Consider the following 18252-nt stretch of genomic DNA (forward strand, 5'->3'; position numbering starts at 1 on the left):
GGAGGTCAGGCGCGACTCAATTCACGATGACGCTGTCGGGCACGTCGGTGTCGTTCTTCAGCGCGTCGAACAGCTGCTTCGACTTGGCCTTGTCCCAGTTCTCCGCCGACCCGCTGGTCACCGGCACCGTCGTGGTCACCACGCCCCCGGAGGAGATCCCGCGCATCGCGAGTGCCAGGCCGGCCAGGTTGTGCACGTGGTCGCCCGAATCCATGGTCAGCGCGTCCGGCGCCGAGGACAGCAGCGGGAAGAAGTCGAACGGGTTCAGCAGCGTGCCCGGGCTGGCGATCTGGCTGACCAGCGCGCCGATGAACTTGCGCTGGTTGGCGACGCGGTCGAGGTCCGAACGCGGCGTCGCCGAGCTGTGCCGCATCCGCACGAAGCCCAGCGCCGACCGGCCGTCCAGGGATTGGCAGCCCGCCTTGATGTCGATGCCGGTCATCGTGTCGTTCATGTCCTTGTCGATGCACATGTCGACCCCGCCGATCGCGTCGACGATCTTGGCGAACCCGCCGAAGCCGATCTCCGCGTAGTGGTCGATGTGCAGCCCGGTGGCGCCTTCGACGGTCTGCGCCAGCAGCTTCGGGCCGCCGAGCGAGAACGCCGCGTTGATCTTGTTCTTGCCGTGCCCGGGAATCGACACCTGCGAGTCGCGCGGCAGCGACAGCAGCGTCGGCTTGGTGCTGTTGTCCGGGATGTGCGCGACCATGATCGTGTCGGTGCGCTGCCCGCCGCCCGCCGCGGCGACGTCGCCGGTGGCGAGCCGCTCCTCGTCCTCCGCGGTCAGGCCTTCGCGGCTGTCCGAGCCGACGATCAGCCAGTTGGTGCCGGCCGCGGCCACCGGGCGGCCCGAGTAGTCGGCCAGCGCGTCGACGCGCTTGATGGAGAACTCGAGGTAGATCCAGATGCCGGCGAGGAAGACGACGAAGACGAGCACCAGGGCGCCCAGGACCTTGCCGAAGCTCCAGCGGCGCCGGCGGGGCGGCCGGGACGGCGGGTAGTCGTCCTGGACCGGACGGCGCGGCGGGTCCTGCCGCGGAGGCGGCGGGGCGTACTCGGGCTCGCGGGTCCCCATCGGGCGGGTGCGCTCGTCGTACGGGCTCCGGCCCCGCCCGGGCAGCGGCATCATCTGCGCGCGCTGGTGGTCCCGGGAGCGGCTGGCCGGCGGCATCCGGCGCCCGCCGTCGTCGCCACGGTACGTCATCACCATCACCCAATCCCGATCCGGACAAACTTCTCGTCGTCAGTACACCGCACGTCCTCGGAAGGAGGACGTCCGGCACCGGGGTCGGGTTGCGGTTACCGGCCGGTTGCCTCGTAGCCGAACTGGTGGACCTTGAGGTACCCGGACCGGAACCCGGCCTCGGAATAGGCCAGGTAGAACTCCCACATCCGGCGGAAGACGTCGTCGAACCCGAACCCGGCGATGTCGGCCCAGCGGTGCAGGAACCGTTCGCGCCACCACCGTAGCGTGCGCGCGTAGTCCTGGCCGAACTCGCGCATCCCGGCCAGCTTGAGCCGGGTGTTCGCCTTGACGCCCTCCTCGACCGAGCGCACCGACGGGATCAGCCCGCCCGGGAAGATGTACTTGTGGACCCAGCTGTAGGCCCGCGACGCCGCCAGCATCCGGTCGTGGTCCATGGTGATGGCCTGCAGGCCGAACCGCCCGCCCGGGCGCAGCCGCTCGCCGATCACCCGGTAGAACTCCGGCCAGTAGGACGCGCCGACGGCCTCGATCATCTCGACGCTGACCACGGCGTCGTACTTGCCGCTCGACTCGCGGTAGTCGCACAGCTTCACTTCGACGCGGTCGGAGAACCCGGCCGCCGCGATGCGCTCGGTGGCCAGCGCGCGCTGCTCCTCCGAAATGGTCAAGGACGTCACGTGCGCGCCGCGGGCCGCGGCGCGGATGGCGAGTTCACCCCATCCGGTGCCGATTTCGAGGACTTCGCTGCCGTCGCGGACGCCCGCGTAGTCGAGCACGCTGTCGATCTTGCGGTGTTGGGCGGCGGTGAGGTCGTCGTCGCCCGGCGCGAACAGCGCGGAGGAGTACGTCATCGACTGGTCGAGGAAGGCGCCGAACAGGTCGTTGGAGAGGTCGTAGTGCCGGTGGATGTTCGCCCGCGCGCCCTCGAGGGTGTTCTCCTCCGACGGCGGCTGCGTCCGCTCGGCGAGCCGGCGGAACTTCTGCAGCGCCGGCGGGACGAGCGTGGCCATCCGCTCGGCGAACGGCGTCAGCACCTCGGCGAGGTCGGACGCGGTCCAGTCACCGGCCATGTAGGACTCGCCGAAGCCGATCTTGGCGTCGACACCGAGGCGGTGAAAGAACGCCTCGGGCCGCAGGATCCGCATTTCGGGTGACTCCGGGCCGCCGGCGCCGAGCACGGTGCCGTCCGGGAAGCTCACCCGGACGTCGAGCGGGCGGACCGCGCGGCGGAACAGCGCGGCGGCGATCCGCGCGCGCAGCGCGGAGTGCGGTGGGGTGGCCAGGCCCGGCCACCGGGTCCCGTCCGGGACGTCCCGGGCCGACGCCCGGTCAGCGCTCGAAGTGGTCACGGGTACTCCCTCCGGCCGGCCAGGTTCGCCGGTGATCGATCCTAGTCGCCGCACCCCCGCGGCGCGTCTCGGCGAATGCCCTGTTCGGGGCGTGTTCACACCGGTATCCGCAGCCGCTCGGGCCCGGTGGCGGCCCACGCCCCGCGGAGGGTCCCGCCGTCGTCGCCGGCGAGCAGGTCCAGGGTGAACGCCACGGTCAGCCGGGTCCAGACCCGGGCGCGGCGCAGCATCGCGTGGCCTTCGTTGGTGATCTCGAACCGGGCGACCCGCGCGGCCACGCCCGCGGCCCGTTCGGCGAAGGCGTGGGACTCCGCCGGGCTCGTCATCCGGTCGCGGGTGCCGTGCACGATCAGCACCGAGCGCCCGGCGACGGCCTCCACCGGCTCGCCCCGCGGCGTCCACGGCGCCAGCGCGCACACCCCGCGCACGGCCGGGTCGTCGGCCACGCGCAGCGCGACCCGTGCCCCCATCGAGTGACCGACCAGCACGACCGGCAGGCCCGGGTGATCGGCGTGGATGCGCGCGAGGGCCCAGCGGGCGTCCTCGATCGGGTCTTCGGAGGGTGCGTTCCAGCCGTAGCGGCGGTTGCGCAGAAGCCGCACCTCGACGCCGTCCCGACGGCCGGCGCGGTGCAGGGCGCGCGCGATCGGAACCATCCGCACGTAGGCCAGCTTCCAGGGCGGCACGCTGCCCGTGCCCCGCTCGGCGCCGCCGTGCAGCACGAGCACGACGGCCCGGGTCCGCCCGCGCGCCTTCCACACGGACACCGCCGGATCCACCTCGACCACCCGCGTCCTCCTCTTCCCCCGCATCCGGGTCAACCTCGGTCCCCCACCCGGCTATTCCACCGCGCGAAGTGGTCCGCACGGTAGATTCGGCGCCCGATCCCCGACGGAAGGGTGGGTGTGGTGAGCGCCACGGACATCGCAGGCAGCGTCGCCGGACAGCTGGCGGAAGTCGAGCGGGCCAACGCCGAAGCGGTGCGGGCCGCGGCGGACCTGGTGCTGGGGGTGATCCGGGCCGACGCACTGGTCTATACCGCCGGGGCCGGGCACTCGCTGGCCGCGGTCGCCGAGACGTTCTACCGGGCCGGCGGGCTGGCCTGCGTCTACCCGCTCTACCACCCGGAGCTGCTCCCGCTGCACGGCGCGGTGCCCAGCACGCAGACCGAGCGGCGCAGCGGCCTGGCCGCCGAGGTGCTGGCCGAGCGCGCGCCGGGCCCGGACGACGTGCTGGTGGTGTTCTCGACGTCCGGCGTCAACCCTTACCCCGTCGAGCTGTGCATCGAGGCGCGCAAGCGGGGTGCGGCGGTGATCGCGGTGACGTCGCGGGCGTGCGTGGCCGCGGCGCCGCGGCGGTCGTCGAGCACGCTGGTCGAGCAGGGCACGGTCGTGCTGGACTCGCTCGTCGTCCCGGGTGACGCGAGCTACCCGCCGGACGCGCCGCGCACCGCCCCGCTGTCCACTGTGGTCAACGCGTTCCTGTGGAACCTCGTGCTCGCCGACGTCTACGACCGCGGAACGGCCGAAGGCCTCGACGTCCCGCTGTGGCGGAGCTCCAATGTGGAGGGTGGCGACGAGGCGAACGCCGGGCTGCTGGCGAAGTACGGTGAAATCGTCCCCCGCCTGCGCTAGTTGGTGAACAAGCACCGGCCGGGCACGTCTTGACGCCGCGTGCCCGGCGGTTCTAGCGTCGACATACCGACTGGTCGGTGTGAACCGGTCGCTCCCGGAGGAGGTCCGATGGACAGTGCCACGGCGACGGTGCACGGCGAGTGCGCACCCGGCTTCGAACCGGTGCGCGCGGCCTTCGAGGAGAACTTCCGCTCCCGCGGCGAGCTGGGGGCCGCCTTCACCGCCGTCCGCGACGGCGAGGTCGTGGTGGACCTGTGGGGCGGGTGGTCCGGTCCGGAGCGTGACCGGCCGTGGCAGCCGGACACCCTGGCCAACGTCTGGTCGACGACCAAGGGCATGACGGCGCTGTGCGCGCACCGGCTCGCCGACGCGAGCGAGCTCGACGTCGACGCGCCGGTCGCGAAGTACTGGCCGGAGTTCGCCGCGGCCGGGAAGTCGGACATCCCGGTGAGGTGGCTGCTGTCGCACCGCTCCGGCGTGCCCGGGATCGGGCTGGACCGGCCGGTGGCGATCGAGGAGCTCTACGACTGGGACCTGATGACGTCGCTGTACGCGGCCCAGGAACCGTTGACCGAGCCCGGGTCCGCCGGCGGCTACCACGCGCTGGCCTACGGCTGGCTCGTCGGCGAGGTCGTGCAGCGGGTCGCCGGGCAGGGCATCCGCGAGTTCTTCGCCGAGCAGGTCGCCGGGCCGCTGGGCGCGGACTTCTCGATCGGCCTCGCGTCCGCGGCCGACCTCGACCGCTGCGCGACCCTGGTCGATCCCGTGCTGACCGAGGAGATGGCGAACGCGCTGGCCACGGCGTTCGCGGCGGCGGGCCCGGTCGCGCAGGCCGCACTGATGAACCCGCGCGTCCAGGGCCACGACGCCAACGACCCGGCCTGGCGGCAGGCGGTCATGCCGGCGTTGAACGGCCACGGCACGGCCCGCGCGATCGCCACGATCTACGCGGCCATCGCCGACGGCACCCTCCTGTCCCCGGCCGCGCTGGCCCGGGCCCGCGAAAGCCAGGGCAAGGAGATCGACGCGATCCTCGGCCTCCCGAACGAGTGGGGCCTGGGCTTCTACCTCGGCAGCGACGCCCGCGGCTTCGGCCCCAACCCCACCGCCTTCGGCCACGACGGCCTCGGCGGCTCCACCGGCGGAGCCGACCCGGAAAACGGCATCGCCTTCGGCTACACCCTCAACCAGCTCGGCCCCCTCATCCGCGACGACCCCCGCAAAATGGCCCTGGTCACCGCCCTCTACACGTGCGTGGAGAGTCGACACGCGTGATCCAGAGGTCGACACGCGTGATTGAAGGGTCGACACGGCACTTGCACCGTGTCGACCCTCCAATCACGTGAGCTGACCCTCCAATCACGCGTGATGACCCTCCAATCACGCGATGGCGGGTTCCTCGTCGGCGAACTGGGTTGCGTGGAGGGTGGCGTAGCGGCCGCCGGCGGCGAGGAGTTCGTCGTGGGTTCCGCGCTCGACGATCTCGCCGTGCTCGAGGACGAGGATCTGGTCGGCCGCGCGGACCGTCGAGAGGCGGTGGGCGATGACCAGGGCCGTGCGGCCCGCGAGGGCGTGGGTCAGGGCCTCGCCGACCGCCGCCTCGGACTCGGAGTCCAGGTGGGCGGTCGCCTCGTCGAGGATCACCACCTTGGGCTGGGCCAGCAGGAGACGCGCGATCGTCAGCCGCTGGCGCTCGCCGCCGGAGAGGCGGTAGCCGCGCTCGCCGACCGTCGTGTCGAGGCCGTCCGGCAGGGAATGGACCAGCTCGCCGAGCCGGGCCCGCTCCAGGGCTTCCCAGATCTCGTCGTCGGTGACGCCGGGACGCGCGTACGCCAGGTTGGCGCGGATCGTGTCGTGGAAGAGGTGCCCGTCCTGGGTCACGACGCCGACGGTTTCCCGCAGCGAAGCGAAAGTCAGCTCCCGGACGTCCACATCGGACAGCCGGACCGAGCCGGAGTCGACGTCGTAGAGCCGCGGCAGCAGCGACGCGATCGTCGACTTCCCCGCCCCCGACGACCCGACCAGCGCGACCATCTGCCCCGGCTCGGCCCGGAACGAGATCCCGTGCAGCACCTCTTCGCCGCCGCGGTGGTCGAGCGTGGCGACGTCCTCCAGCGACGCCAGCGAGTACTTGTCCGCCGCCGGGTAGCCGAAGCGGACGTCGGCGAACTCGACCGCAACCCCGCCCGCCGGAGCCAGCGCCCGCGCGCCCGGCTTCTCCTTGATCATCGGCTCCAGGTCGAGGACCTCGAAGACCCGCTCGAACGACACGAGCGCCGTCATGACGTCGACGCGCACGTTGGCCAGCGCGGTCAGCGGCGCGTAGAGCCGGGTCAGCAGCAGGGCCAGCGCGACGACGGTGCCGGGGGCCAGCGCCCCGGTCAGCGCCAGGTACCCGCCGAGGCCGTAGACGAGCGCCTGCGCCAGCGCCGACACCAGGGTCAGGCTGGTCATGAACCAGCGGGTCAGCATCGCCGTCCGGACGCCGATGTCCCGGACGCGCCCGGCGCGCACGCCGAAGTCGTCCGCCTCCTGCACCGGACGGCCGAACAGCTTCACCAGCGTCGCGCCCGGCGCGGAGAACCGCTCGGTCATCTGCGTGGTCATCCCGGCGTTGAGGTTCGCGGCTTCCCGCTGCAGCCCGGCCATCCGGCGGCCGAGCCGGCGCGCGGGGATGACGAAGATCGGCAGCAGCACCAGCGCGATCAGGGTGACCTGCCAGGACAGCGTCAGCATGACGGCCAGCGACAGCGCCAGCTGGATGACGTTGGTGACCAGCCCGGACAGCGTCGCGGTGAACGTCCGCTGCGCGCCGATGACGTCGTTGTTGAGCCGCGAGACCAGCGCGCCGGTGCGGGTGCGCGTGAAGAACGCGATCGGCATGCGCTGCACGTGCTCGAAGACCGCGCGCCGCAGGTCGTAGATGATGCCCTCGCCGATGCGCGCGGACTGCCACCGCTCGATCAGGCCGAACCCGGCGTCGGCGATCGCCAGCACGGCGATCACCAAGGCGAGCCAGACCACGACGGCGACGTCGTGGCCGCCGACGATCGCGTCGACCACCTTGCCCGCCAGCACCGGCGTCGACACGGCGAGCACCGCCGAAACCACGGTGAGCACGAGGAAAGCCAGCAGCCGCCGCCAGTGCGGCCGGGCGAAGCGCGCCACGCGTTTCAGCGTGCCGCGGGTGAGCGCCTTCGGCGCGTCGCCGGCGCGCATCGCCGAGCTCCACAGCCCCCACATGTTGTCCACGGGAAACCCCCAGGATCAGAAACCTCTAGATAAGCCGAGGTTTTCGCCGGATATGACCTGGACAACGCCCCCGTTGCCCGTTTGCTTCCCGAGGTCGTTCACTCGGCGCGAACAACCCGGTGCAGGGCGGCGCGCAGCCGCTCGGCATCCTCGGCGGAGAGCGGCTCCAGCAGGAGCGCCTCCGCCTGCCGCGTGACCTCCACGCCCGCCTCGCGAACCCGCTCCCCCTCGGGTGTGAGCAGCACGAGGCGCTTGCGCCGGTCCCCCGGCGCGACCTCGCGCCGGACCAGGCCCTTGGCCTCCAGCTCGTCGACGAGCGCGACCATCGTCGTCCGGTCCACGCCGAGCCGGGCCGCGCCGTCCTGCTGCGACTGCGCCGGCCCGTCCCCGAAGAGCGTGAGCAGCGCGAGCTGCCGCCCGGTGACGCCGAGCGGCGCGTACAGCGGCTCGGCCAGTTCGGCGAGCCGCAGCTGGGCGTGCTTGAGCAGGTAACCGAGCCGCTGGGTGACGACGAGGGGCGCGCTGGACACGCACAGACTCTACACCTACGCTGATCGTCAGTTTAACTGATGATTTTCTTGACTGACTATCAGGAGCTCCCCATGACCACCATCGGGCTCAAGCCCCCGCAGCAGCACCTCGGCATCGCCGCCCTCCGCGAGATCTGGGCGATCGCCGACGACGCCGGCTTCGACGGCTGCTGGGTGTTCGACCACCTCGCGCCGATGGGCCCCGACCGCACCGGCGACGTCTTCGACGGCTGGAGCCTGCTGGCCGCGATGGCCGAGGTGACGAAGCGGGTGCGGATCGGCTGCCTGGTGTCCGGCAACACCAACCGGCACCCGGGTACCTTCGCCAAGATCGCCGCGACCGTCGACCACCTGTCCGGCGGCCGGCTCGACGTCGGCCTCGGCGCGGGCGGCGACGCCCTGACCGACGCGATGATGGGCACGCCGACGCCGGCACCGGTCGAACGCGTCGAACGGCTGGCCGAGACCTGCGAAATCCTCGGTCTGCTGTGGACCCGGCCGGAAGCCACCTTCCGCGGCCGTCACTACACGCTCACCGGCGCGATCAGCGACCCGAAACCGGTGCAACAGCCGAAACCCCCGCTGTGGCTGGGCAGCAGCGGCGAAAAACGCGGCCTGCGGGTCGTCGCCGAGCACGCCGACGTCTGGCTCAACGCGGCCCTGCCCGGAACGGAAATCGCCGAGCTGCAACGGCTTTCGCGCGTCCTGGACGAGCACTGCGCGGCGGTGGGCCGGGATCCGGCGTCGATCCGCCGGGCCGTCCAGTTCCGGCTGCCGTCCGATGCGGACAGCGCGCTGCGTCTGACGCAGAGCTACACCGACGCGGGCTTCACCGAACTGGTGCTGATGCCCGCCGGCCGCGAAGACGTCGTCGCGGCGTCCGAAGCGGCCGCGAAGCTGCTCGCCCGCCTGCGAGACGTCGGCTGAACCGGGCGGCGGGCCCTCGGTAGCCTGGCGACGTGGAAACGGAGGTGGGCCAGGCGCCCGCATGGCGGCGCGCGGCCCGGCTCTTCACGGCGCCGCCGCGCACCGGAGAGGCCGCGCCCCTGCGCTGGGATCTGGGGTTCTACCTGGCCTGCCTGGCTTTCGCGCTGCCGACCGCGTTGGTGTCGGAGTTCTACGGCTACCGCGTCTGGGGCAATTTCGCGACCGTGGCGTACGGCTTCGGCGCGGTGCACAGCGGGTACCTGCTGCTGTCGGCACGAAGCGGGCGTACGCCGCGTGGCGTACTCGGTTCACGCTGGTGCGGCATCGTCGCCGTCGCGCTGTTGGCGATGATCCTCCCGTTGGCGCTTCTGGTGATTCGCCGCCTGACCGGGGCGGACTGGCTGATCACGCCGTTCTCGTGGGCCGCGCAGCCCGAGGTCTGGGTGATCGAGCGGTCCGCGGATCTGCTGCTGCACCACGGGACCCCGTACGTCGACGTCGGCGCGCTCGGCCGGGCCCCCGAGGTAAACGATTACACACCCTACGGCCCGGTGATGGCGGTCTTCGGCCTGCCGCGGGCGCTGTTCGGCGGCACACCGCTGACGAACGCGCTCACCGACGCCCGCTGGATGTTCGCGCTGGCCGCCGGTGCGTGTGTGCTGGGCACGCTGAAGCTGCTGAAGTGGCCGAAGGTGCCGGTCGGCGCCGCGCAGCTCGCGCTGGCCTGCCCGCTCACCGCGCTCACCTGGGCCGTGGCCGGGCCGGACCTGGCCATCGTGGGCCTGCTGGTGCTCACCTGCGCGCTCGCGGCCACCGGGCGGGTCGCCTGGTCGGGCCTGGTGCTGGCGCTGGTCGTCAGCGCGAAGCTCATCGTCGCGCCCGCCGCGGCGGTGCTCGCCGTACTCGTGCTGGTCCGTCGCGGGAACGGGCTCGACTGGGCGGCACTGGGCCGGTTCGCGGCGGCGCTGGTGGCGACGACGGCCGCCCTGCACCTGCCGGTGTACCTGGTCGATCCGGCGGCGTTCGTCGAGCACGTCTTCCGGTTCCCGCTCGGGATGGGCGCCGTGCGATCGCCCGCGGCCAGCCCGCTGCCGGGCCACCTGATCGCCGAGACCGGCCCGGTCGGGCAGGTGGCGGCGTTCGGGCTCGTCGGCGCCGCGGCCGTAACGATGGTCGTCTGGCTGGTGCGCCGGCCCCCCGCGAACGGCTCCGCCGCACTGCTGCGCATCGCCGTCGGACTCGGCGCGTTGATCCTGCTCACCCCGGCCACCCGGTACGGCTACCTGGTGTACCCGCTGGTCCTGCTCGGGGCCCACCTGGCCTTCCGCGTGGCCGAAGTTCCCGCTGCGCCCCCCGCGCAGCAGTCCGCGACTACTTCTTCTTGACCCTGGTGGCCCCGCCGCGCCCCCGCAGCTGGACGCCCGACTCCGACAGCACCCGGTGGACGAACCCGTAGGACCGCCCCGTCGACTCCGCCAGTGCCCGGATGCTCGAGCCCTTCTCGTATTTCTTCTTCAGGTCAGCGGCCAGCTTGTCGCGCGTGTTGCCGGTGATCCGCGCGCCTTTCTTGAGATCAGCCACGTCGATCGCCTTCCCGCCGAGAGTGTTCTGGGCCACATATCGGCCCCTGCCGGGGCAATGATCGAACACTGAGCGCCGGAATGCCAGACGACAGACGCGAAACAGCCGAAATTGCGATCACATTGGGCCATTCCAGTGCTCTACGGCGAGTGATCTTGCACCCGAATGGACGCAGGCTCAGGCAAGCTGGACGAGTTCGAGGTAGTCCGCCGACCAGTGGTCCTCGGTTCCGTCGGGGAGCAGGATGACCCGCTCGGGCTCCAGCGCCTCGACCGCGCCCGGGTCGTGCGTCACCAGGACGACGGCACCGGCGAAGCTGCGCAAGGCGTCCAGGACCTGGGCCCGGCTGGCCGGATCGAGGTTGTTCGTCGGCTCGTCGAGCAGCAACACGTTGGCAGCACTGGAGACCAGGCCCGCCAGCGCGAGCCGGGTCTTCTCGCCGCCGGAAAGCGTGCCGGCCGGCTGGTCGAGTTGTTCGCCGGTGAAGAGGAACGAGCCGAGCAGGTTCCGCAACTCCTGCGCTCCGGTGTCCGGAGCGAGATGTCGGATGTTTTCCCACACCGACGCGTCATGATCAAGAGTTTCGTGCTCCTGTGCGTAATAGCCCAAACGCAATCCGTGACCCGGAACGACGGATCCGGTGTCCTGGGTTTCCATTCCGCCGAGCAGCCGGAGCAAAGTCGTCTTTCCCGCGCCGTTCAGCCCGAGTACGACAACCTTCGAACCGCGGTCGATGGCGAGATCGACGCCGGTGAAGATTTCCAGCGAGCCGTAGGACTTCGAGAGGCCCTCCGCGGTGAGCGGGGTGCGGCCGCAGGGCGCGGGCTCCGGGAACTTGATCCGGGCGACCTTGTCGGCCTGGCGGGTGTCCTCGAGCGAGGACAGCATCTGCTCCGCGCGGCGCGCCATGTTCTTGGCCGCCACCGCCTTCGTCGCCTTCGCGCCGAGCTTCGCGGCCTGCTGCTGCAGCGCCGACGCCTTCTTCTCGGCGTTGGCGCGCTCACGGCGGCGGCGCTTCTCGTCGGTGGCGCGCGCGTCGAGGTAGCGCTGCCAGCCCATGTTGTACAGGTCCAGCTCGCCGCGGGTGGCGTCGAGGAACCAGACCTTGTTGACCACGTCGGCCAGCAGCTCGACGTCGTGGCTGATCACGACCAGGCCGCCGTCGTGCTGCTTGAGGAAGCCGCGCAGCCAGTTGATGGAGTCGGCGTCCAGGTGGTTGGTCGGCTCGTCGAGCAGCAGGATCGTCTCGGACTTGCCCCCGGCGCCGGCTTCGGCCGCGGCGAACAGGATCCGCGCCAGCTCGACGCGGCGGCGCTGACCACCGGAGAGCGTCTGCAGCGTCTGCGCGAGGACGCGGTCGGCGAGGCCCAGGTTGGAGCAGATCCGCGCGGCTTCGCTTTCCGCGGCGTACCCGCCGAGGGACGCGAAGCGCTCTTCGAGCCGGGCGTAGCGGTTGATGGCCTTGTCGCGCGCGGCGTCGTCGACGAGCTCGGCCATCGAGGCCTGCGCCTTCTCCATGTCGCGCATCAGCTTGTCCAGACCACGCGCGGAGAGCACGCGGTCCTTCGCCGTGACCGAAAGATCGCCTTCGCGCGGGTCCTGCGGCAGGTAGCCGAGCTCGCCGGTGCGGCGGACGTCGCCGGCGTGCGGCTCACCCTCGCCGGCGAGGACCTTCAGCGAGGTGGTCTTGCCCGCGCCGTTGCGGCCGACGAGACCGATGCGGTCGCCGGGCTGGATGCGGAGGGTGACGCCGTTGAGCAGGATGCGCGAACCCGCGCGCAGCTCAAGGCCGGTGGCCGTGATCAAGGGGAACTCCCGTGGAAAAGGGGCGTACGGAGGACAGCGTCAGGCGGCCGCTCGGGCCGCGGCGTCACTCCAGCTGGATATCCACGAAGCCCAGTGTACGGGGCAGCGTCGAGCGCTTTTCCCCGGACGTGCGCAGGCTCACCCGTCGTGCAGCGTGATCAGCACGGACAGTGCTCGCACCGCGGCTTCGTCGAGGACCGCCCGGCTGGGCTCCTCGACGTCCAGCACGCGGGGCTCGGCGCGGGCGAACAGCGGGGCCAGCCGGCGGTCTTCCCGCAGCTCGTCGAGGGCCCGCCGGTCGCCGCCGAGCACCACGGCGTCCACTTCGGACAACCGCGGGACCAGCACCTCGAAGGCATCCTTCGCCGCGTCCTGGAGGGCGTGCCGGGCCTGCCCCGCGCGACGCCGGGCGAAGCGCTGCTGGGACCAGCCGCCCGCGGCGGAGCGGCCGTGCACGAGGTGCCGGTCGGTGCGGGAGACCTCGACCCGGCCGTCGCGGGCGATCCCGACGCTGTGGCCGCCCAGCCGCACCAGCAGGAGCGCGATCCGCCGCGGCACCGCGGCGTGGACGGCCAGCGAACCGCCTTCGAGCGGCCCGAACGGGACGGCCGCGGTCGCCGTGGCGCCGTCGGCCGCGGTCAGGCGGACCTCGAACGGCCCGGCCTCGGTGGCGGTGAGCCCGCCGTGCCGCTCGGCGAACCGGGCGAAGAAGCCGTCCAGACGCTCGGGTGGCACCTCGACCGTGCGCCCGCCGCCCGCCGCTTCCCGTGCCTTCACCCCGGAAACGGTACGGGGCCGCCGCGATCGTCGCGACGGCCCCGCACCGGGTGCTGCTTACAGCGGGTGCACCGGGCCGTTGTTGGTCACGCCCCGGACGTTCGACGGCGCGCCGGCCGCCGGGGGCTGCACGAACCCGTTGATGTGCAGGGCGACCGAGCGGATCGAACCGGCGTCGCCGCCGGCCGCGTCGACCACCGCGAACGTCCACGTGCCGTCGGCGGCCGCGCCGGCGAGGTTGCCGGTCAGGGCCTGCGTCGGCCGCCACGAGCCGGTGAACGGCGCGTTGGCCGAGGTCACCGTGCTGAACGCGGCCGCCGCGCTGTCGGCGAAGACGACCTTGCACAGGTTCTTGCCCGAGCCGCCGTTGCGCTGGAACACGGTGGCCTTCGCCCCGGAGGGCGCGGTCAGCGTGCCGACCAGGTCACCGACGTACGAGTGGTTCAGCCCCACCGCGGTCGAGGTCGGGTCGGTGCTGCACGTGGTGCCGTCCACGGAGAACGTCACCTTGGACGCGCGGCCGACCCCGGTGACCGGGATGCTCACCGACGCGCCGACCGGGCTGTTGTCCGGGATGTCCACCGGCGCGCCGGTGTAGGCGAAGTCCTGCGCGACCGGCGATGGGGTGCCGACCGGCAGCGAGAACGACGTCGTCGTCGGCGAGTGCGCCCCCGCGAAGGTGACGCGGGCGTTCAGCACCACCGGCACGCCGAGCTGCTGGCTCGCCGGGACGGTGATGGTGAAGTCGTTGACGCCGGTCTGTCCCGGGCTGATGGTGCCGTAGGACTTCGACCGCGGCGCCACCGTGACACCCGGGGTCGGGCTGGTGAGCACGACGCTGGTGGACACCGCGGTGCCGTCACCGTCGTTGGTCACCGGCAGCGTCACCTTGGCGGTGTCGCCCGGGTCGAGCGCCGAGCCGCCGTCGGCCGGGGTGACCGTCGGCTGCTTGGCCACCGCGAGCGGCTGGGGGCTGGCACCGGTGTAGGCCAGCACCTTGTCCGCGAGGATGACGCCGGCCCCGGTGAAGTTGTCGCGGCCCGGGGTTTCGATGTCGATCGCGGTGTTGATCAGCGCCTCCCGGACCTCCGCGGGCGGCAGGCCGGGGTTGCCGGACAGCACGAGCGCGGCGATGGCGGCCGCGTGCGGGGCGGCGGCCGAGGTGCCGAAGAACGGGTTGAACCCGGTCACGCTGGTGGTGACGCCGTCGGCCGCGGTGATCTCCGGCTTGTTGCGGACCTCACCACCGGTCGAGGACACGTTGCCCGGGGTGATCGGCGTGCCGTTCGCCTCGTAGAACACGCGGCGCGGGCCGTCGGAGGAGAACCGCTCGGCCTTGGTGGCCCCGCTGAACGCGCCCGGGTACGGGCCCGCCGGGTTGGCCGGGTCGCCCGGTTCCAGTGCCCGGCCGAACGCCTTGGCCGCCGGGGCGGCCGCGACGCTGAAGGCGTCCCGCGCGGCCGAGTGGCCGACCGTCACGCCCGGGGTGTTGTAGGCCTTGAGCCCGTCGGCCGAGTCGGAGAACCGGCCGCGCAGCGCCGAAAGCGACAGGTAGCGGTTCTGGCCCGAGAACTTCACGATGGCCAGGCGCAGCCCGGTCCCGCCGAAGGCCGGTGTCGTGACGCGCTCGTACGGGTCTTGGGTGCCGGTCTGGACGTCCTGGCTGAAGCTGACGACCGCGCCCGCGGAGTTGAGCAGGTAGAGATCGTAGTCGTTCGCGGACGCGCCGAGCGGGTCCGACCAGTGCAGCGTCACCGGCACGCCGGCCGAGGACGCGTTCGAGATCGGCTCGTAGATCTGGGTGCCCGCCGCGCCGGCGAAGTTGTGCGCGGTGCCGGCGAACTTGCCGACCGACTTGCCGGAGTCGACGAAGTCGCCTTCCCAGTGCGCGGCGGTGCCGCTGGCGACGTTGCCTTCGTTGCCGGCGGAGGAGAAGTACAGCGCGCCGTCGGCGGTCACGTCGTTCACGGCCTGGGCGATGATCCAGTCCTGGAACGGCGATTCCTTGAAGTAGATGACGTCGTCGACGATGACGTCGCAGTGCGACTCGAAGCGCAGCTTGCGGATGTTGTCGGCGAAGCTGGCGTCGGAGTTGAACGCCGAGGCGAAGCCGAGCGCGGCGCGGGGCGCGAGGTCGTGGATGATCTCGAGCATCGCGGTGCCCTCGTCGCCGTCGCCCTCCTGGCCGGCGATGACGTCGACGTCCGGCAGTTCGCCCTTGGCCTGCGAAGCGGCCAGGGAGTCGACGCCGTCGGACAGGGCGCACGCCTTGACGCCGACGCCGGTGACGCCGAACTGCTGGCGGGCGAGGTCGGCGTTGTGGGCGCGGTCGCCTTCGCTGACCAGCGGCGCGGCCGCGGCGGCACTGCGCTGGCTCTTGGCGGCCACGGCTTTCTGCAGCTCGCCGGCGATGCGATCGGCCTTCTGCTGCTTGGTTTCGGTCTTGGCGTCGGACTTGCCGGACGTCGCCGGCGTGGCGAGCTCCCGGGCGGTCATCGCCTGGTCGGCCTGCTCGACGCGCTTGACGTCGTCGCGCGCGGCGATCTCGCCGACCTTGGCCAGCGGGACTTCGGCGCGGACGCTGCCGTAGCGGTCGGACACCGCGCGGATGCCCGCCCCGGCCTTGGTCAGCCCGGCGAGGAGGTCCGGCGAGACCTTGCTCGCGCGGATGTCGACCAGGACGGTCCCGGCCGCGGAAACGGTGGCCCCAGATTGCAGTGCGTTCAGCTGCTTCCCCACGCCCTTTCCGGCGACGAGCAGCTTGCTGTCCACTTTGGACTCGGCGGCGGTGCGGCCCGCCTTGACCGCCTGCAGGGCGGCGATCTGTTGCTGAGCGGTTTCGCTGAACGCGTCCGGACCGGACGCGGGTGCGGCCCCCGCGACGGGCGGGGAAACCAGGCCGAGCGCGGCGAACAGGGCCGCGGCTCCGGCGGTGAACACAGTGGATCTCGATCTCGTGGAACGGGTACGACGCACGGGCGCCCTCCGAATCTCCAAGGCGCGTGCCCCGACTCACGCTGACCGACGCCGGTGATCACCGGCTGAACCCAGCTAAGTACCGGGAGTTCTCCGTAAACATCAGCCGTTCGAGTGACAAAGGACGGATAATTTCCCGAATGGGCCGGACGACGTAGGCCGTTCAGCGCAGCGGTGAACCGGTCACCGGACACGCACCGGACAAATGATCGTCCCACCGCGGTCCGCAAGGGTGATCACGGAGTGGGACGTCCGGTCGGGACGTCCACAAGCAACACGCCGCACCGTGCAACCGCCGAGGCGGCCGGGAAAGTTCGTTACGGCGCCCTCAGAGCACGAACGAATCCGACCACGGCTGTGCGGCCCGCCCGGAGAGCGCGTCCAGCAGCGTCACCGCCTGCTTGTCCGACAGCGACGCCACGAAGTCGACCACCGCCCGGCCGCGCGCCAGGCCGCGCACCGCGTCCGCCCCCGTCACCGGCTCGCCCGTCGCGCCCACCAGGAGCTCCGGCGCCGAACGCGCCAGCCCGGCGTACTCCGCGCGGGCCAGCTCGACCAGGTCGTGCAGCCGGCGCGGCAGGCGGGACACCTCGTCGCGGTCGAGGAGCCAGGCGTCGAGCGCGTCGACCAGGCTCGTCACCACCCCCGCCTGGCCGCGCTGGTGCAGCGCGAGGTCCGGGCGCAGCAGCACGAACCGGCGGTGCACGAACTTGAGCACCTGCACCTCGTGCCACTGGGCGGGCCGCAGCGACACGTGCCCGGTGCGGGTCGACGGCGAGGCCAGCAGGTACACGCCGTCGACCAGGCGGGCCGTCCAGTTCGCGGAGAACGCCGCCGTAGCCTGCTCGGCTTCGATCGAGCCGTCGAACTCGCCGGCCAGCAGCCCGTCGACCAGCTCCGCGCGCACCCGCGCGACCGCGGCGGCGAACGCGTCGTCGTCGACGATCCAGGCGTCCTTGGCGTGCATGCGGCGGCGGAGGCGCTCCAGCGACCGGCCCGGGCGGCGCAGGTCCGCGTGCAGCGTCTCGTCGTCGAGCGACGCCAGTTCGGCCGCGTGCTCGAGCCACTCCCCCAGCTCCGCGGCGACCGGCGCGTGCTGCAGGACGCCGATGCGGTGGAAGTCCTGCAGGTCGTGGATGGCGTAGGCGATGTCGTCGGCGGTGTCCATCACGGACGCTTCGACGGTCTGCTGCCAGCCTTCGACGCGGCCCGCGAAGGCCGCGCGCGCCTGCTCGAAGTCGTCGAGTTCGGTGGCGTAGGCGGAGAACTTTGCCGCGCCGGTGCCCGGCAGGTCGCCCGGTTCGGCCGCCCCGCGCGGCGGCACGGCCAGCTCCGACGGGTGCGGCGCGGGGTGGTGCAGCCGCAGCCACGGGTACTTGAGGACGGCGGCCCGCACGGCGGCGGTCAGGTCCAGCCCGATCGCCGACGGCCCGCGCACGTCGGTCGTGGTGATGATCCGGAACGTCTGCGCGTTGCCCTCGAAGCCGTCGGCGAGGCCGAAGCGGTGGCGGGCGATCCGGTCGAGCGTCTGCTCCCCGAGGTGCCCGAACGGCGGGTGCCCGAGGTCGTGGGCGAGCGCGGCGGCCTCGGCGACGTCGGGGTCGCAGCCGCCCAGCTTTTCGGCGAGGCCGGCGTCGGGCCCGCCGGTGATCCGCTCGGCGATCGCGCGAGCCACCTGCGCGACCTTGAGGCTGTGGGTCAGCCGGTTGTGCAGCAGCCCGGCCCCGCCGGCGCTGACGACCTGCGTGACACCGCCGAGCCGCGCGAAGAACGGCGACGCGGCGATCCGGTCGCGGTCGATCCGGAACGGGCTGGTCGCCAGGTCGGTGAACCCGCCGACGTTCGCCACGGGATCGCGCCGCGCGGCCCGCGGGTCGGTCTCCTGATCCATGCGCCCGACCTTATCCGCCAGGTTCCCCCGAACGGCGGCCGAGCCACCCCCGTGTCGACCCCCCGATCACGCGTGTCGACCTCCGAATCACGCGTGTCGACCCTCTGATCACGGCTGACGGCCGCTCCGATCGCGGTGGCCGCCCCTACCCTCGCGGGCTGAGGAAGTCCACCCCGTGATCGGAAAGCCGGCTCCTGGAGTTGCCCCCTGGGGCCGGACACCTTGATTCCAGACAGTGGTCTGGAGGGAGGATGTCCCGATGTCCCGCAGGTCGAAGTACCCGGAGCAGTTCCGTCGCGACGCGATCGAGCTGGTCAACTCG

At 72.2% G+C, this 18252-nt stretch carries 14 protein-coding genes; 4 read left to right on the top strand and 10 right to left on the bottom strand.

All coding sequences use genetic code 11. The annotated features are described in order from the left end of the window. Window positions 1–16: 16 nt before the first annotated feature. From H5965_RS43115 to H5965_RS43125, 3 genes are all read right to left on the bottom strand, one after another. Window positions 17–1210, bottom strand: coding sequence for an LCP family protein (locus H5965_RS43115; RefSeq protein WP_310977081.1), 1194 nt, complete (start codon window positions 1208–1210; stop codon window positions 17–19). An 89-nt stretch (window positions 1211–1299) separates the two neighbouring features. Further along, window positions 1300–2556, bottom strand: a complete 1257-nt coding sequence (locus H5965_RS43120; RefSeq protein ID WP_310977082.1) for a cyclopropane-fatty-acyl-phospholipid synthase family protein — start codon at window positions 2554–2556, stop codon at window positions 1300–1302. Between the two features lie 95 nt (window positions 2557–2651). After that, window positions 2652–3344: an alpha/beta fold hydrolase gene (locus H5965_RS43125; RefSeq protein ID WP_310977083.1), complete on the bottom strand. Its 693-nt coding sequence runs from the start codon at window positions 3342–3344 to the stop codon at window positions 2652–2654. 117 nt (window positions 3345–3461) lie between these two features. On the opposite strand from H5965_RS43125, the gene H5965_RS43130 reads away from it, so the two are divergent. Both H5965_RS43130 and H5965_RS43135 read left to right on the top strand, forming a co-directional pair. Further along, complete coding sequence (locus H5965_RS43130) at window positions 3462–4190, top strand: SIS domain-containing protein (protein WP_310977084.1); 729 nt, start codon at window positions 3462–3464, stop codon at window positions 4188–4190. 108 nt (window positions 4191–4298) lie between these two features. After that, window positions 4299–5465 carry a serine hydrolase domain-containing protein gene (locus tag H5965_RS43135; RefSeq protein ID WP_310977085.1) on the top strand — a complete coding sequence of 389 codons (1167 nt, stop codon included), beginning with the start codon at window positions 4299–4301 and terminating at the stop codon, window positions 5463–5465. Window positions 5466–5570: 105 nt separating this feature from the next. Here the strand turns inward: H5965_RS43135 and H5965_RS43140 are convergent, their stop codons facing one another. Both H5965_RS43140 and H5965_RS43145 read right to left on the bottom strand, forming a co-directional pair. After that, window positions 5571–7442 (bottom strand): ABC transporter ATP-binding protein, encoded by a 1872-nt coding sequence (locus tag H5965_RS43140; RefSeq protein WP_310977086.1) that lies wholly within the window; start codon window positions 7440–7442, stop codon window positions 5571–5573. Window positions 7443–7540: 98 nt separating this feature from the next. Then, window positions 7541–7972 carry a MarR family transcriptional regulator gene (locus tag H5965_RS43145; RefSeq protein WP_310977087.1) on the bottom strand — a complete coding sequence of 144 codons (432 nt, stop codon included), beginning with the start codon at window positions 7970–7972 and terminating at the stop codon, window positions 7541–7543. A 72-nt stretch (window positions 7973–8044) separates the two neighbouring features. Here H5965_RS43145 and H5965_RS43150 point away from each other — a divergent pair, with 72 nt between their 5' ends. Then, a complete protein-coding gene (locus tag H5965_RS43150; protein WP_310977088.1) occupies window positions 8045–8899 on the top strand; it encodes an LLM class flavin-dependent oxidoreductase in 855 nt (284 codons plus the stop codon). Window positions 8900–8931: 32 nt separating this feature from the next. Further along, on the top strand, window positions 8932–10284 hold the full coding sequence (locus H5965_RS43155) for a glycosyltransferase 87 family protein (protein ID WP_310977089.1): 1353 nt from the start codon (window positions 8932–8934) through the stop codon (window positions 10282–10284). On the opposite strand, the gene H5965_RS43160 is transcribed toward H5965_RS43155, so the two are convergent. From H5965_RS43160 to H5965_RS43180, 5 genes are all read right to left on the bottom strand, one after another. Next, window positions 10271–10480, bottom strand: a complete 210-nt coding sequence (locus H5965_RS43160; RefSeq protein WP_003071237.1) for a helix-turn-helix domain-containing protein — start codon at window positions 10478–10480, stop codon at window positions 10271–10273. The two genes, H5965_RS43155 and H5965_RS43160, sit on opposite strands and share 14 nt — an antisense overlap. Before the next feature lie 177 nt (window positions 10481–10657). Further along, window positions 10658–12286 carry an ABC-F family ATP-binding cassette domain-containing protein gene (locus H5965_RS43165; protein WP_310977090.1) on the bottom strand — a complete coding sequence of 543 codons (1629 nt, stop codon included), beginning with the start codon at window positions 12284–12286 and terminating at the stop codon, window positions 10658–10660. A gap of 138 nt (window positions 12287–12424) precedes the next feature. Beyond that, window positions 12425–13063: an acVLRF1 family peptidyl-tRNA hydrolase gene (locus H5965_RS43170; protein WP_310977091.1), complete on the bottom strand. Its 639-nt coding sequence runs from the start codon at window positions 13061–13063 to the stop codon at window positions 12425–12427. A 57-nt stretch (window positions 13064–13120) separates the two neighbouring features. Beyond that, on the bottom strand, window positions 13121–16003 hold the full coding sequence (locus H5965_RS43175) for a S8 family serine peptidase (RefSeq protein ID WP_310977092.1): 2883 nt from the start codon (window positions 16001–16003) through the stop codon (window positions 13121–13123). 364 nt (window positions 16004–16367) lie between these two features. Then, window positions 16368–17930 (bottom strand): dGTP triphosphohydrolase, encoded by a 1563-nt coding sequence (locus H5965_RS43180; RefSeq protein WP_310977093.1) that lies wholly within the window; start codon window positions 17928–17930, stop codon window positions 16368–16370. Between the last annotated feature and the right edge of the window lie 322 nt (window positions 17931–18252).

The sequence above is a fragment of the Amycolatopsis sp. 505 genome, from assembly GCF_031625235.1.
Classification (GTDB): domain Bacteria; phylum Actinomycetota; class Actinomycetes; order Mycobacteriales; family Pseudonocardiaceae; genus Amycolatopsis.